This is a genomic window from Dyadobacter sp. CY327 (assembly GCF_021390415.1).
GTDB lineage: Bacteria > Bacteroidota > Bacteroidia > Cytophagales > Spirosomataceae > Dyadobacter > Dyadobacter chenhuakuii.
This window is the reverse complement of sequence record NZ_JAJUXJ010000001.1, coordinates 844,413-860,263: the sequence shown is the minus strand read 5'-3', so window position 1 is coordinate 860,263 and position 15,851 is coordinate 844,413. Positions and strand designations below refer to the sequence as shown.

At 45.5% G+C, this 15,851-nt stretch carries 17 protein-coding genes; 11 read left to right on the top strand and 6 right to left on the bottom strand.

Translation table 11 applies throughout. From position 1 onward, the window contains the following. Positions 1–157 precede the first annotated feature (157 nt). From LZG74_RS03710 to LZG74_RS03685, 6 genes are all read left to right on the top strand, one after another. Positions 158–1,165: a Gfo/Idh/MocA family protein gene (locus tag LZG74_RS03710; protein ID WP_233795258.1), complete on the top strand. Its 1,008-nt coding sequence runs from the start codon at positions 158–160 to the stop codon at positions 1,163–1,165. A gap of 31 nt (positions 1,166–1,196) precedes the next feature. Next, on the top strand, positions 1,197–2,549 hold the full coding sequence (locus LZG74_RS03705; RefSeq protein WP_233795257.1) for a Gfo/Idh/MocA family protein: 1,353 nt from the start codon (positions 1,197–1,199) through the stop codon (positions 2,547–2,549). 332 nt (positions 2,550–2,881) lie between these two features. Then, positions 2,882–4,204 carry a sugar MFS transporter gene (locus tag LZG74_RS03700; protein WP_233795256.1) on the top strand — a complete coding sequence of 441 codons (1,323 nt, stop codon included), beginning with the start codon at positions 2,882–2,884 and terminating at the stop codon, positions 4,202–4,204. Between the two features lie 31 nt (positions 4,205–4,235). Beyond that, positions 4,236–5,432 carry an N-acetylglucosamine-6-phosphate deacetylase gene (nagA, locus tag LZG74_RS03695; protein WP_233795255.1) on the top strand — a complete coding sequence of 399 codons (1,197 nt, stop codon included), beginning with the start codon at positions 4,236–4,238 and terminating at the stop codon, positions 5,430–5,432. Further along, positions 5,429–6,205, top strand: a complete 777-nt coding sequence (locus tag LZG74_RS03690; protein ID WP_233795254.1) for a glucosamine-6-phosphate deaminase — start codon at positions 5,429–5,431, stop codon at positions 6,203–6,205. Before nagA ends, LZG74_RS03690 begins: the two co-directional genes overlap by 4 nt. A gap of 45 nt (positions 6,206–6,250) precedes the next feature. Further along, positions 6,251–7,630 (top strand): putative oxidoreductase C-terminal domain-containing protein, encoded by a 1,380-nt coding sequence (locus tag LZG74_RS03685; RefSeq protein ID WP_233795253.1) that lies wholly within the window; start codon positions 6,251–6,253, stop codon positions 7,628–7,630. A 67-nt stretch (positions 7,631–7,697) separates the two neighbouring features. Here the strand turns inward: LZG74_RS03685 and LZG74_RS03680 are convergent, their stop codons facing one another. From LZG74_RS03680 to LZG74_RS03665, 4 genes are all read right to left on the bottom strand, one after another. Then, positions 7,698–8,675 (bottom strand): IS110 family transposase, encoded by a 978-nt coding sequence (locus LZG74_RS03680; RefSeq protein ID WP_233795252.1) that lies wholly within the window; start codon positions 8,673–8,675, stop codon positions 7,698–7,700. A 335-nt stretch (positions 8,676–9,010) separates the two neighbouring features. After that, the gene (locus LZG74_RS03675; protein ID WP_233795251.1) at positions 9,011–9,673 is read right to left on the bottom strand and encodes a hypothetical protein; all 663 of its coding nucleotides are present in this window, start codon (positions 9,671–9,673) and stop codon (positions 9,011–9,013) included. Positions 9,674–9,791: 118 nt separating this feature from the next. After that, positions 9,792–10,457 carry a hypothetical protein gene (locus LZG74_RS03670; protein ID WP_233795250.1) on the bottom strand — a complete coding sequence of 222 codons (666 nt, stop codon included), beginning with the start codon at positions 10,455–10,457 and terminating at the stop codon, positions 9,792–9,794. A gap of 88 nt (positions 10,458–10,545) precedes the next feature. Further along, the gene (locus LZG74_RS03665) at positions 10,546–10,791 is read right to left on the bottom strand and encodes a hypothetical protein (protein WP_233795249.1); all 246 of its coding nucleotides are present in this window, start codon (positions 10,789–10,791) and stop codon (positions 10,546–10,548) included. A gap of 190 nt (positions 10,792–10,981) precedes the next feature. On the opposite strand from LZG74_RS03665, the gene LZG74_RS03660 reads away from it, so the two are divergent. The 5 genes from LZG74_RS03660 to LZG74_RS03640 all read left to right on the top strand — a co-directional run bounded on the left by LZG74_RS03660 (position 10,982) and on the right by LZG74_RS03640 (position 13,492). Next, positions 10,982–11,410, top strand: a complete 429-nt coding sequence (locus LZG74_RS03660; RefSeq protein ID WP_233795248.1) for a helix-turn-helix transcriptional regulator — start codon at positions 10,982–10,984, stop codon at positions 11,408–11,410. A gap of 33 nt (positions 11,411–11,443) precedes the next feature. Continuing rightward, positions 11,444–12,028, top strand: a complete 585-nt coding sequence (locus LZG74_RS03655; RefSeq protein WP_233795247.1) for a zeta toxin family protein — start codon at positions 11,444–11,446, stop codon at positions 12,026–12,028. Continuing rightward, the gene (locus tag LZG74_RS03650) at positions 12,015–12,173 is read left to right on the top strand and encodes a hypothetical protein (protein WP_233795246.1); all 159 of its coding nucleotides are present in this window, start codon (positions 12,015–12,017) and stop codon (positions 12,171–12,173) included. Before LZG74_RS03655 ends, LZG74_RS03650 begins: the two co-directional genes overlap by 14 nt. Positions 12,174–12,225: 52 nt before the next feature. Next, entirely contained in the window at positions 12,226–12,528 is a 303-nt protein-coding gene (locus LZG74_RS03645; protein ID WP_233795245.1) for a nucleotidyltransferase family protein, read from the top strand. 73 nt (positions 12,529–12,601) lie between these two features. Next, positions 12,602–13,492 (top strand): type I restriction enzyme HsdR N-terminal domain-containing protein, encoded by an 891-nt coding sequence (locus LZG74_RS03640; RefSeq protein ID WP_233795244.1) that lies wholly within the window; start codon positions 12,602–12,604, stop codon positions 13,490–13,492. Positions 13,493–13,786: 294 nt separating this feature from the next. On the opposite strand, the gene LZG74_RS03635 is transcribed toward LZG74_RS03640, so the two are convergent. Beyond that, positions 13,787–14,035: a DUF2442 domain-containing protein gene (locus LZG74_RS03635; protein WP_233795243.1), complete on the bottom strand. Its 249-nt coding sequence runs from the start codon at positions 14,033–14,035 to the stop codon at positions 13,787–13,789. A 75-nt stretch (positions 14,036–14,110) separates the two neighbouring features. Continuing rightward, positions 14,111–15,847, bottom strand: coding sequence for an FAD-dependent oxidoreductase (locus LZG74_RS03630; RefSeq protein ID WP_233795242.1), 1,737 nt, complete (start codon positions 15,845–15,847; stop codon positions 14,111–14,113). Positions 15,848–15,851 lie beyond the last annotated feature (4 nt).

Below are 15,851 nucleotides of genomic sequence, written 5' to 3'. Positions count from 1 at the left end.
ACACAGTATAAAACCTTTTGTTTTCTAACTTGTTCAAAATAATTTATAATCAAATTGCACAGTAAGTTGTTAATAAAAATATGTTTGTATATTTACGGGTACGTGCCCGAAATGACTTTTTCGGACTGACTATTCCTAAACACTTTATAGTAAGTATATGCATTTGAGCAGAAGAAACTTCATTCTCAAATCCGTCGCGACCGGCGTGGGACTCGGATTACTGGAATATTTACCTGCCATTGCCAGGCCTGCTGATGGAAAACGGGTGGGCATTATCGGCCTGGACACCTCTCACAGCATTGCATTTACAAAGGCACTAAATGCTGCCACGCCGGATCCGGTTTATGACGGCTACAAGGTCACAGCAGCCTATCCGCAAGGAAGTAAGGACATTGAATCCAGCACCAAACGCATCCCGGGTTACATTGAAGAAGTGAAAAAGCTCGGTGTCAAAATCACTGGCTCGATCCAGGAATTACTAGCAGAAACGGATGTGATCCTCCTGGAAACCAATGATGGCCGGTTGCACCTGGAACAAGCATTGGAAGTTTTCAAAGCTGGCAAAAGAATGTTCATCGACAAACCAGTAGCAGGCTCATTATCAGACACTATTGCGATTTATAATGCTGCTGAAAAATACAAGACCCCTGTTTTCTCGGCTTCTTCCCTACGTTATATCAAAGGACTTGAAAATATAGACAAAGCCAAGGTTTTGGGCGCTGACACTTACAGCCCTGCGGTTTTGGAAAAAACACACCCTGACTTTTTCTGGTATGGCGTTCATGGTGTCGAAACGCTTTACACCGTCATGGGAACAGGCTGCAAAAGCGTAACCCGCGTAAGCACACCTAACACCGACATTGTGGTAGGCATATGGGGCGATGGCCGCACCGGCACATTCCGGGGAACGCGGACTGGCAAACACGACTACGGCGGGACGGTTTTTACAGAAGACGGCAATAAAGTTTTAGGCCCATATGCAGGTTATGAGCCACTTTTGGTGGACATTATTAAGTATTTCAAAACGGGTGAAATGCCTGTGACACCTCAGGAAACCATTGAAATTTTCGCATTTATGGAAGCTGCGGATGAAAGCAAGCGCCAGGGTGGAAAAAGCATTATGTTGGAAAGTGTGTTGAATAAAGCGCGGAAGTCTGCTAAGTAACTCAGCCAAATCCCTTAATCATCAATACGATATGAAAAATATTCCGAACGAAAGAAGAGATTTCTTGAAGAAAACACTCGCAGGAAGCGCATTACTGACCGTAGGTGGCATTCTGCCGGGTTTCAGCCCAAAAAGTTATGCAAAGATTATCGGCGCTAACGAAAAAGTGCGCGTGGGTGTCATGGGCGTAAATAGTCGTGGATTGGCGCTTGCTTCCAACTATGCATTGCAGCCAAACTGTGAGGTTGTTTCAATTTCGGATGTCGATTCGAGAGCCGCAGAAAAGTGCATTAATACGGTCAACAACATTCAAAAATCAAAGCCTGCGAACACGCCTGATTTTCGGAAAGCACTGGAAAATAAGGATATGGACGCATTGGTGATTGCCGCTCCCGACCATTGGCATGCGCCTGCGGCCATCCTGGCTTCCAAAGCCGGAAAGCATGTTTACCTCGAAAAACCATGCAGCCACAATCCGAATGAAGGCGAAATGCTGATTGCGGCAGCAAAAAAATATAAGAATGTGATTCAAATGGGCAACCAGCGCCGTTCTTGGCCGAATGTGATGGCTGCGATTAAGGAAGTGCATAGCGGTGCGATTGGCCGTCCGTATTTTGTAAAGGGTTGGTATACCAATAACAGAGCGTCCATCGGCGTAGGAAAAGAAACTGCCGTTCCTGCCTGGCTGGACTATGAATTATGGCAAGGTCCCGCACCCCGTCGTGCTTATAAGGACAACTTGATCCATTATAACTGGCACTGGCTTTGGAACTGGGGAACCGGCGAAGCACTCAACAACGGCACGCATATGCTGGACCTGATGCGCTGGGGATTGCAAGTGGAATATCCTAACCGTGTTACTTCCTCAGGCGGACGTTTTCGCTATAAAGATGATTGGGAAACGCCTGATACGCAGGTTATTAATCTGGAATTTGATAACAATACGGCCATGACCTGGGAAGGGCGAAGCTGTAACGGCCGCACGATCGAAGGCAGCAGCGTTGGTGTTGTTTTTTATGGTGAAAATGGCTCATTACAAATCGGTGAAGGCAACACTTACACCATTTACGGGCTGGATAACAAAGTAATTAAGGAAGTTAAAAATGACTTTGTAATTGATCCGAGAAATAAAATGAACCCTTCGCAGGGATTGGATGCATTACATATTCAAAACTTCTTTGACGCGATCAAAAAAGGAACGCCGCTGGCTTCTGAGATTGTAGGCGGGCACCAAAGCACACTGCTGGCGCAACTCGGCAACATCGCCTTCCGCAGCGGCGGGACGTTGAATGTGGATTCTTCTAACGGCCATATTAAGAACAACAAAGAGGCTGAAAAGCTTTGGAAAAGAGAATACCAAAAAGGCTGGGAACCGACTATTTAAGATCCTAGATTGAAATCTGAGATGATTAAGATCCCAGAATAAAATGGGATTATTAAGCCCCCAGATTAAGATGAGATTATTAAGCCCCCAAATTAAATCTGAGATTATTAAGCCCCCAGATTAAAATCTGGGGCAATCAAATAAAATCCCCTGACGGCGATAATGGCAATAATCCCCGTCAGGGGAGAAGCATAACTAGCCCCAGATTTCAATCTGGGGTTTAAAAGATCAAAATCCAGGGAATAAATCAAGGAGAATAGAAAGGGTTCCCATCAGAAGATCAAGATTTTATTACCCCGGACTTCAGTCCAGGGCCTAACGCCAACGAACACATGAGCAGCGCCTCCGTAGCAATAAAGGTAGAGAACCTGACGAAGCGGGAAACGATGATCTCGATCTTTCTGATCGGGCTCATGTTTTTCATCTTTGGGTTTGTTTCCTGGGTGAATTCCATCCTTATTCCGTATTTCAAAATCGCTTGCGAACTGACTAGTTTCCAGGCTTACCTCGTCGCTTTTGCTTTTTACATTGCCTATTTCGTGATGTCAGTCCCTTCTTCCTATCTGCTGAGGGCGGTGGGTTTTAAGAAGGGAATGATGTTTGGATTTTGGGCGATGGCTTTGGGCGCATTCATTTTTGTGCCTGCGGCTATGTCGCGGACTTACGAAATATTTCTGCTGGGATTATTTACGATTGGCATTGGGCTAGCTATTTTGCAAACTGCTGCTAATCCCTACATTACCATTCTCGGAGCAAAAGACCGGGCTGCGCAGCGGATCAGCATCATGGGGATTTGTAACAAAGCGGCCGGGATTTTGTCTCCCATTGTTTTTGCAGCCGTCATCCTCCGTCCTACCGACACGGCGATGTTCCAGCAGCTGAGCTCGATGACCAACATTGAACGAAGTGCCGCATTGGACGAGTTGATCCGGCGCGTGATTAATCCATACATTGGCCTTGGAAGCTTTTTGTTGATTCTTGGTTTTTTAGTTTACAAATCACCTTTGCCGGAAATTGACACCGAGCATGAAAGCGAACATCTGGCCACAGCGAATGCGGGCAAAACGAGTATTTTTCAGTTTCCACACCTCATTCTAGGCGCATTAGCGATCTTTTTGCACGTGGGAACGCAGGTTATCGCCATTGACACCATTATTGGTTATGCCAATTCAATGGGCATTGATCTACTGGAAGCAAAGGTTTTCCCTTCTTACACGCTTTTTTGCACCATTTGCGGATATCTGATCGGGATCACCGTCATTCCGAAATACATTAGTCAGGTTACGGCGCTTCGGATTTGCACATTGCTGGGGACCATTTTTACGCTGCTGATCATTTTTGCCAAAGGTGAATTGGTATTCCTGGGGCATACGGCGGACATTTCCATCTGGTTTGTGGTGCTGCTGGGATTGGCAAATTCACTCGTTTGGGCAGGAATATGGCCGCTGGCGCTGGATGATCTGGGAAGATTTACCAAGCTGGGCGCTTCCATCATGATCATGGGATTGTGCGGAAACGCCATTATGCCCCTTTTCTACGGCTATTTTGCAGATGTGCTGGATGTGCGTCAGGCTTACTGGGTGCTGCTGCCCTGCTATTTGTATCTCGTTTTTTATGCAGTGAAAGGGCATAAATTGAGAACATGGGGGTTTTAAGATCCCTAATTAAGAAGTTAAAACAGAGTATATGAGATTAAAGATAACTAACGGCCACATTATCACGCCATTCCGCTACATCCGGAACGGAACATTGCTGGTTGAAGATGGTGTGATACTAGGCATACACGAAGGAAATGTCGATTTTCCGGATGCGGAGATCGTTGATGCGGGAGGAAATTACATTGCGCCGGGCTTCATTGACCTGCACATTCACGGCGGCGGCGGTTATGATTTTATGGATGGGACCGTGCATGCCTTTTTGCGCATTGCCGAAACTCATGCCAAATACGGAACCACAGCGCTGGTTCCCACTACATTAACCAGTGAAAAAGAAGATCTGCTGCAAACGCTGGACAATTACGAAGAGGCCAATGCGACGAACTTGAAAGGCGCGCAATTTCTCGGAATGCATCTGGAAGGGCCATATTTCGCATTAAGTCAGCGCGGTGCGCAGGACCCGCGTTACATCCGCAATCCCGACCCCAAGGAATATGAAGAAGTGCTGGCTTACTCCTCGTCGATCACGCGTTGGAGCGCTGCGCCGGAGCTTCCCGGAGCCATTGATTTTGGCAAAAGATTAAAACAAAAAGGCATTCTGGCAGCCGTGGCGCATACAGATGCTATTTATGAAGAAGTGCTGGAGGCTTATGAAAACGGTTACACGTTAGCAACCCACTTATATTCAGCCATGTCCGGCGTGACACGCAAGAATGCATTTCGCTATGCCGGCACCATTGAAAGCGCTTTTTTGCTCGATATGGACGTGGAGATCATTGCCGACGGCGTGCATTTGCCGGCACCGCTTTTGAAATTGGTATACAAAATAAAAGGCCCTGACCGCATCGCACTGATCACCGACGCCATGCGCGCAGCCGGAATGCCTGAGGGCGAAAGCACGTTAGGCTCCCTGAAAAACGGCCTGAAAGTGATTGTAGAAGACGGCGTCGCCAAATTACCCGACCGCACCTCGTTCGCAGGAAGCGTATCTACGACGGACCGACTGGTTAGAAATATGGTGCAAATGGCCGATGTTTCGCTCCTCGATTCGGTGCGGATGATGACGGCCACGCCTGCACGAATCATGGGCGTGGATCACAAAAAAGGCACATTGGTGGCTGGCAAAGATGCGGATATCGTGATTTTCGACAGTGATATCAACATCCAAAAGACAATAGTAAGAGGCAGGGTTATATACGACAAGCATTTTAACGAACACAGATTATGAAGGTTGACGATTTGGAAATAAAAATTTTCGACACCAGACAGGAAATGGGACTCAATGCGGCCAAAATGGTGGCTGATAAAATCCGTGAATTGCAAAAAACCAAAGATTCGGTCAATATCATATTTGCTTCTGCACCATCCCAAAATGAGTTTCTGGCAGCATTGAAAGAAGAAAAGGGCATTACTTGGGAGAAAATTAATGCTTTTCACATGGACGAATATGTGGGCCTTCCGGACGATGCTCCTCAGAATTTCGGAAATTTCCTGAAAGTCAAATTATTTGATTTTGTGCCGTTGAAATCGGTTAACTATCTGAATGGCAATGCTGAAAATATAGAAGCCGAGTGCGACCGCTATGCGCAGTTGTTGAAAGAGAATCCAATCGACATTGTTTGCCTGGGCATTGGAGAGAATGGACATTTGGCATTTAATGATCCGCATGTGGCGTTTTTTGATGATCCGCTGATTGTAAAACAGGTGGATCTGGACCAGGCTTGTCGTCAGCAGCAAGTGAATGATGCGTGTTTTGATACATTTGACGAAGTGCCGCAAATGGCATTAACATTAACGATCCCTACATTGATGAACGCCAAATGGGCTTTTGCGATGGTTCCGGGTGAGAAAAAAGCGCAGGCCATTTACCACACGGTTGCCGAAGAAATTCAGGAAGAATATCCATCCACAATTCTCCGCAAGCATCCCAATGCGATTTTGTTTATTGATAAAGCCAGTTCAGGGAAGCTGAAAGAAATTTCGTCTTACAGTCAGGCGTAACATCATTTTTGGGCCTATCTTGCATTATTACCTCAATCCACCAACATGAGAAACAAACTCTTGACAATCGCTTTCATGAGCGCAATGGCATTAAATCAGGGATGTGATACGAAAAAAGAAGAAGCCAAAGACGAAGCAACCAAAAAACCATTAAGCCTGATCGTGGTTGAACCCGGGCACTTTCATGCGGCACTTGTTCAGAAATCCATGTATCCGGATGTCGATTCGGTTGTGCATGTGTATGCGTCCGAAGGCCCGGATGTGAAGGCGTATCTGGATAAAGTGGAGAAATACAATGCAAGCCCCAAGGACCCGACGCACTGGAAAGAGGAAGTGTACACAGGTTCTGATTTTCTTGAAAAAATGCTTTCGGAAAAGAAGGGAAATGTGGTCATACTGGCCGGAAACAACCAAAAAAAGACCGATTACATTAAGCAGTCTGTTGACGCAGGCCTGAATGTGCTTGCCGACAAACCCATGGCCATCGACGCGGCTGGTTTTGAAAAACTAAAAGAAGCATTTGCAAGCGCCGAGAAAAACAAAGTGCTCCTTTACGACATCATGACCGAGCGTTATGAGATCACCAACGCATTACAGCGCGAACTGGCCAATATGCCCGACATTTTCGGAGAATTACAAAAAGGAACTGCAGAAAACCCAGCCGTTGCCAAGGAAAGTGTACACCATTTTTTCAAATACATTTCCGGCGAACCGCTCGTGCGCCCGACCTGGTTTTTCGATGTAAAACAACAGGGCGAAGGAATGGTTGACGTCACCACGCACTTGGTAGATCTCGTACAATGGAGCTGTTTTCCGAACACGGAATTGGATTACAAAAAAGACATTAAACTCCTCTCCGCAAAACGCACCGCGACGAAACTCACCAAATCCCAATTCAAGCTCGTAACCAAAAGCGATAACTTCCCCGACTTCCTGAGCAAAGACGTAAAAGACACAACACTAAGCGTTTACGCCAATGGCGCAATGAATTACACATTGAAAGGTGTGCACGCAAAAGTATCAGTACTCTGGAATTTCCAAGCCCCCGAAGGCACCGGCGACACGCACTACTCAATCATGAAAGGCTCCAAGGCTAACCTCATCGTCCGCCAGGGCAAAGACCAGAAATACAAACCAGTCCTTTACATTGAAACCATCGATAAATCCAAAGCCTACGAAGACGCCGTAGCCGAAAGCTTCAAAAAAGTGCAGGGCAAATATCCCGGTATCGAGCTGAAAAAGAACGCCGCCGGCTGGGAATTGTCCATCCCTGCAAAATATGATAATGGCCACGAAGCGCATTTCGCGCAGGTTGCTAACAAGTATATGGAGTATTTGAAAGCCGGGCAGCTTCCAAGGTGGGAAGTTCCGAACATGATTGCGAAGTATTATTTGACGACGCTTGCTTTGAAGGAGGCTAAGTGATAAATGCTATTAAACACTGTCAAATGCATTCTAGCTGCAATGTTATCTAACCCTGTCAGCCTGATTTCTATGATAAAACCAAGTGATCTTGATAGGTTGCTTGGTTTTTTATTAGGGCAAAGATGATGTGGACGATTTTGTTTCTGACTGCATTGAGAACGGACATTTTATTTTTGCCTTCTGCTACTTTTCTTTGGTAGTAGTCCCTTAGTTTGTTGTCGAACCTGATGGCGCTCATTGCGGCCATATGCAGGATACTCTTTACACTTTTGTCTGCATAAGGCGAGACCCTGGGCTGTCGCCTAACCGATGTTCCAGACTGGTGGTCGAAGGGTACGATTCCACAATAACATGCCATTTTCCTGGGCTCGGTAATAGTTTTAAACCCTTCGGTTTTAGCTATCATTGTCCAGCAAGTTATCAGGCCAACGCCTGGCACAGACTGTATTTGTTTAGCCTGCTCTTTTAACGATTCGTCAGACTTGATAATCTTTTCGATCTCGCATTCCAACGCTTCGATCTGTTGCTGGATAGACTTGACCAAACCCTGGTTCATCTTAGCCAGCTGCTTTTCAAGACCAATCGTATTCATCAGTTTATAGTCAGATTGCTGGGCGAGCAGCTGTCTTTTCATTTTGATCCGGCTGGCCCGTTCAGTGAGCAACACCTTCATTCTCTGAATGTTGGTTGCCACCGGCTTCCAGACCGCACATTCATCCTGGTTCTTTTGGATGAACTTGCAGATCCTCTCAGCATCTATCTTATCATTTTTTCCTCTGATCAGGCCCATGCTTTTTTTCAAATGCAGGGCTGAGATCACATACACCTCAAAATTGAATTTGGGCAAAGCTTCGTACAATTGCCAGTTGTAACGCCCAGTGTTTTCCATGGCTATGACCACTTCTTCCTTTGCCAGCTTTTTGAAAAAGCTATTGATCGCTTTTACATCATTAGCAATCGTAACAAAACTGGATTTACCGTCTTTTTGCAGGCAGATATCAAGAGTTTTACTACTGATATCGATGCCAATAATGATCTTTTTCATAAATTGGTCTTGGAAAAGTGAAATGAGAAATTCATCAATTGACTCAACTCCTTGATAATGGGCTCTTGTCCCTAATTTCTATATGAGTTATTGATGAAGGGGGAAGCCAAGTCTAAATCAGGCTGCGAGTTCGTAGCTCAGAGCGGATGTCATAGTTTACTTAGCTTCCCTTTCTCATTTTAAATTTAACTGCACTCAGCAAGAATTTCCAGATACCTCAAAACTAAAGGAGCGGAGTCGAAGGCACGCTACTCCTTGGTAACGTGCCTTCGACTCCGCTCAGGCTGACAGGGTTAGTTACGATTTGCTAGTTTTCTTTCGGAAGTAGGTAGCTACTAATTACCCGCCCGAAACAACACAAAAGCCACCTTTCCAACAACGCCCCTACCCATTATCCCCGTCCCGGTCCTTGCTCGTTTCGCGGCAGCCACGTCCTGCCGATATTCGGCGGAAACACTCAGCCTTTGCCATTTCGTTCCTATTGAACCGGATGCAACAGGAGAGATTCGATCGTAACCGAAAGCGTCGTGGTTTACAATGTTTCCAAGACTTGCTTCTCGCTGCACCGCGGCGATGAACATATTGGCTCCTACTTTTCCCTCTACAAAAAGCCTTATTTTTGATTTTGGATTAACATACCATCGAATCCCGGCGTCAATTGCTCCTCGGTAATGCATTTCTTTTGTTATCCAACTTGCAGCTGTCCGACTCGCTTCACCATACATATCGACGTACATTTTCTTTTGTTGATAGCTAATTTGCCCCAAAGCAGAAAGTCTTGGATTAATAACACGTTCTGCATAAATACCCGCACTACGTGAGTAATAAGTCGGAAAGTTTTCGATGTAGCCGCTAGGACGTTCTACCCGGTTGTAATATTCTCGATCGTACCAATCTCTTCCGTGTTCTAATTGAATGCCGAATTCCCAACGAGCTTGTGCCCAAGCGTGTAGTGAAGTGCAAATGGTTAAAAGGGAAACAAAGGTTATCGATTTCATAACATTCGAGGGATTGGATTGATTAGGATCGAACAGCTTATGCTATGTAATCCTATTTCCCGAATAAAGGCATCCAGACTTCCCTTCCGGCGTAAGTGAATGAACGAATGGTTTATCACTACATCCCATCCCTAAACAACGCCAAACCAACCTTCCCAAAAACGCCCTTCCCCGAAACCTCACTCATTCCACCAATCCGGTTTGACACCGTCAAATCATCCCGATATTCTGCGGAGACGGTTAGTCGTGACCATTTGATTCCCAATGAAGCCGATGCGACCGGAGCGATCCGTTGGAAGCCGAAGACATTGCCGCGAACGATTCTGCCGAGAGAGCGTTCATGCTGGACAACAGACATAAAAACATTTGCACCCAGCTTTCCATCCACAAACAAGCGGATCTTGGAATGGGGATTTGGATACAGTCGTAAACCAGCGTCAACGGCGCTCCTGTGATGCACTTCGCGTAACAAATATTGCGATGCAGTTTGATTATACATATGAAAAAGCTGCGGATGCACCTTCTTTTGCGCATAACCCACTTGGCCCAGCACAGACCACCGTGGATTCAACAATCGCTCAAAATAGAACCCCGCACCCCAAGAGCGGCTTGAAGAAAAATCAATGTTCGAACCCTCATAAGAGCCCATAGGTGCAGCTTCTTTATGATAATAATCCCGTCCATACTCGGTTTGAATACCAAATTCCCAGCTTGGAGCGTGTGTTTGGGCAAGTGCCGGAAAATAAGTCAGAATCGACCCTAGAAGTAAAATTGCAATTCTCATAACATGTGTTTGGTGTAGTGATAGCAATACGTTACGCATTACTAACCAACAAGTTACTTAAATTTCATTTTTTACAAAGAAAAATTATTCACCCCGCCCCAATCCTCTCCACCTTATCAAAAAATTCCAGCAATTCCTTAAACGAAAAGAATGTATTACTCAAATTCTCCGCACGGCCCATTTCATTTTGGGCGAGCATGAAGCCGCTGAACATGGTCCAGAGTTCGCGGTTCCAGCTTTCGGCGGTGCTGCTGCTGAGGAGGTCGCTTACTAGTTTTCCATAGGCGATCCATTTTGCGTCGGGCGACTCGCTAGCGTGCGTTTTTGTTTCCATTTTTTTGTTTTTAATGTGTGATGAGCGCCGCGCTTTGCGGCTTCCCGTTTGTGTTGTGGCAAATCACGGAATTCCGGCTAACTTAATGCCGTGCATCCAGCCCGTATCGTACGCCGAAATGCTTGTAAAATACTCGGAAACTTCCCGATAGATTTATCTAAATTGCCTTTTTAACCAACCACCTTCCAGCATGACACATACTACACCCAACCCCAAGATCCACGAAGGCCGCAACCTGAAACGCTTCCGCGAAATGCTCGGAATGAAGCAAGACGTCCTCGCCATGGAGCTTGGCACCGATTGGAACCAGCAGAAGGTTTCCTTACTCGAACAAAAAGAAAGGATCGATTCCGACATTTTGGAGCAGGTTTCAGCAATATTAAAAATGCCCGTCGAGGCGATCAGGAATTTTGATGAGGATCAGGCTGTGAATATTATTGCGAATACGTTTAATGTTGAGAACGACGCTTACATTGGCAATCCGAATGGCACCTTCAACATTAATCCGATGGAAAAGCTCATTCAGCTTCATGAGGAGAAGATTGCTTTGTATGAGCGGATGTTGAAGGAGAAGGATGAGATGATGGTGCGGTTGGAGCGGTTGATTGTAGCGAAGTAAACTTATCTCAATAATTGTGCATGCTTCAATAAGATGTTAGAAAAGAATCTATATATCATTGCGGGTTGTAATGGTGCTGGAAAGACAGCAGCCTCATTTGCAATATTACCCGAGATTTTAGACTGTAGTGAATTTGTAAATGCGGATGAAATTGCCAAGGAGCTGTCTCCATTTCAACCTGAAAAAGCTGCATTGGAAGCCGGAAGGATCATGTTGAGCAGGGTTAATGAACTACTGGACGGAAATGACAGTTTTGCATTTGAGACGACATTATCAACACGAAGCTATAAGGTCAAAATTGAAGAAGCGAAGAAAAAAGGCTTCATTGTGACATTGATTTTTTACTGGCTCAATGATGTCAAGTTAGCAAAAGAGCGTGTACAGATGAGGGTTTCGGAAGGAGGGCACAATATTGAGCCAGACGTGATTGAAAGAAGGTATGTAAAAGGAATTAAAAATTTATTTGACATCTACTTACCAATAGTTAATCTTGCCTTCATAATTGACAACTCCTTTGAAAACGAAGAGTTAATTGCAAAAAGATCAAGAGATTACAGTTTAAATATATTTCAAGAAGAGAAATTTAATCAACTTAGGAATTTTTATGAGCGAAATTGAAAAGGAGCTGGTATTACAAGAAAAAATTCTCTTGGGAATTAAAAAAACTCATGAAAAAGTGGTTGAGTTCAAGAAACAAAAAGGAACTCCGCTTGTTGTGATGAGGGGGAATGAAATTGTGAAGATTAGGCCTTGGGAGAAGTAATAGCACCGTTAAATCAATAGATAACCTATTTGCTTAGAAATTAGTTGCGTAGATGGAACAACTTAGAAGACACAAAGCTGAAATAATTAAACTCTGTGAAACGCACAAGGTAAAGAGCTTATATGCATTTGGTTCTGTCCTCACTAAGCAGTTCGACGGAGATAGCGATATTGACCTGATCGTTGACTTCACGTCAATGGAAGTCGAAGATTACGGGGACAATTATTTCGATTTCAAATTTTCTTTACAAGATATCTTTAATCGTCAATTAGATTTGCTTGAAGCGAAAGCGATCAAGAACCCCTATTTTCTGCAAAATGTAAATCAACAGAAGCAGCTTGTCTATGGACAATGAGATTAAAGCGTAGTTATGTGACGGCCTCAATGTAATCGCATTGAAAGAATGTCTTATTACTTAAATGTAGAAGATGAAGTCCCAATCACTTTTTAATATTCTTGATGGCTTTGATTTTGAGCTACTAAGAAACAGTGAATTTCGCGAAGACTCTGTTCGAGAGGAAATCGTTTTGCCAATTATCAAAGGTCTGGGATACAACTCCTCCAAGCCAAATCAAATCATTAGAAGTAGAAAACTTCTTCACCCGTTTGTGTCGATAGGATCAAGGCGAAAGGAGATTTTTTTAATTCCTGACTATCTTTTCGAAGTTAATGAAAAAGCCGCTTGGATACTTGATGCAAAATCGCCTTCTGAGGATATACTTAAATCAAAACACGTTGAACAAGCCTACTCTTACGCGATTCATAGCGAAGTAAGAGCCAATTTTTTCGCACTTTGCAACGGAAAAGAATTTGCATTGTATGATGTACAAAAAGTTAACCCCATTGTCTATTTTGATACAAAAGCAATACCCTTATATTGGGAAAGTTTAAAAAAATACTTAGCTCCTGATAGGGTATTTTCGGCTAGCCATTACAAATTAGCCAAAGACCTAGGATTACATCTCAAAAGGCTTGGTTTCAATAAGATGGAAAGCCTAATTTTCCCCCATGTTCCCCTTACCCATATAGGACAATTAAGCCCATATATGTATTCATATTCCGGTGGAATTGAAACCGATGAGGGAAGTTATGTTATTACTTTTGATTTCGATGAGGGTGTATTTAAGCAGCTTGCTCGAAAAATTCCTGCAGAGGCAATTAGAAAACTGTCAGTACGACAACCCGGTGTGAACCAAGTCGTTCATTTTCCAGGCAAGGTCTATCTTGTCTCCATTGACTGTCGAATTGGAGAAACTCTTGAAGAAAATCAAGATGAGATTTTTCTCCCAATGATAATAAACAAAATCATAGACGACTAGCGAATTCTAACGTTGATAATTCTCACCACCCCAACTCGTCGCCCCCTCCCGAACAACTGGCGGCGCGACGCCCTTCTTCCCACAAACTTCACCAACAACCTCCGCGATGCTCCACGCTACCGGATGTAAACATGACAACTATTAGAAGGCGAGTAGTGCCGATGTTCTTGTTAGCAGGCAGCAGGTTTTCATGCGCACGGCAGCAGTGCGCCTAGCGTAATCTCGCATGGCAGTGAGGCGAAATCGATGTAGTCGTCGCTTCGTTGCTTGGGTGCAGGTCGATGTGGTAGTTGCCTACACTGTCGTGGAACTGGTTGGCGCCTGCTGCTTAGAAAAAGAAAAGAAACCTTCAAAGCCTAAATCTTCATCAAGCTTTTCCCAATGAATTCCGAAAGGAGACAATTCGTAACTTTCCCTTTCATGGCTGGACGCATTTAATAATCTGGGGAACCACTTCAAAGGATGGCTGCGCTCTTCACCAGATGCGGTTTGGATAAAAATATTATCATCCTTGAACCAAACTTTTTTTACTTCAATTTCCATGATACTCCTTCCATTTAGCAATAATGATTTCCTTGTTCTCTTCGATTAGGGATTCTGCTAAACCAATGTCTTTCCTCACCTCCACTCCAACTCAACCCCCTGCCCCTTCAAAAACCCCTGAAACCCACTCAACAACTCCTCCCGCTCCCGCACCACCCGCGGTGCAACACTCTTCTCCCCAGCAAACTTCACCAACAACCCAACAGCCTCCCCGATGCTCCACTCCACCGGATGCAGCCGATAGCAACCATTAGTAATGTGCGTGGTTCCAATGTTCTTGTTAGCCGGAAGCAGGTTTTCCATGCGCACGGGCAGCAGTGCGCCTAGCGGGATTTGGAATGGCAGTGAGGCGAAATCGATGTAGTTGTCACCTTCGTTGCTTGGGTGCAGGTCGATGTGGTAGTAGCCTATTCCGACGCTGTCGGGGAAGTGGGCGGCTTTTTCTTTGGGGCCTGGGGCTCCGTTTTTGATGGCGCCGGTTGCGCCACGTTCCGCGGATAGAGCGCGGTTTTCGGCTCCTACGTGTTCTTCTTTGATGGTGAATAGCGCTTTGATGCGGCGGGATTCGCGGACGTAGGGATATTTGGCGAGGCCATCTTCGGTTCCCATAATGTCTTTGCGGAGGCGTATTTCGGGCCAGCCTTTGCCGCCGTCGGGCCTTGGAGCTTCGGTTTGGAGCCAGTATAGCAGGGATAGGCTGAGCTGTTTGGCTCTGTTGACGTGCTTTTGGAAATCCTTTTCGCTTGCTCCGATGAGATTGCCCAGGAAATAGTCGTTTTGGGGCCAGTTGACAATGGTAATGTCGCCTGCGTAGGTCCCTGGTTTGAAATTGTCTTTGCTGATTATCCGGCGGTAATTCCAGAGATTCAGCATATCGCCCGTTTTGATGCCTGCGGGATGGAATCCCAGCTGTTTCGGTTCCAATGTTTTAGGATTGGAATAAGACAGATCCAGCAGCTTTCCGGACCAGGGTTTTGCCATTTTTGGAATAAAATCCTTCCAGAATGCATAGTCGACAGGTTTCTCGATCACGTGATTTTCTCCCGGCCGGTAATCAATGGCGAAGCAGACTGTGAATGCCTGGTTATTGTCGGGATTGCCTTTTTCGGGTGCGTGGAGCTCGTTGGTTTCGGCTTTGGATTCGGTGCCTGTTACGAATTCGGTTCCGGTTATGGGCAGAAGGTCGCCCAGTTCGGTTGCATCGACAAAGTAGGGTGCCAAGAGTTGGGAGCGGGTTTTTGTTTTGACATTCACCACTTCCAGGGATTGGACTTTATTTCCTTTCACCGCTGCGGTAACGGCCTTATGCTCCATCAACAGCGTCAATTTGCCGGAGCTGATGTAGGGCATGAACATATCGTTCAGAACGGCTACCGCTACACGCGGCTCGTGGCAAAGGCGTGAGACCGCGCCGTCGCCGGGATTCAGATGTTTGCGGTTTTTGGCTTCGTCGGTAAGCGGGTAATGTTTGATATAATATTGGCGGATCGCCGTCCGGAAATCACGGTAGAGCTGTGTGGCGCCGTGCGTTTCGATCCATTGATGCTCATCCGGCGGGACGCCTTGCTGTGAAAGCTGGCCGCCGAGCCAGTCGGTTTCTTCGGTCAGGATTACGGACAAGCCATTTCGCAACGCTGCTAATGCTGCCGCACAACCGCCCAGCCCACCTCCGGCAACGACCATATCGGCCTCAAAAAAAAGATTCTTTGCTGTGTCTTTCGACTGCAAAGAATCCGTGTGTTGTATTTCTGATTTGTTCGTCAGCAAGCTGCCTGTCAGGGCAATGCTTCCGAGGAAGTTTCTACGCTTCATACCA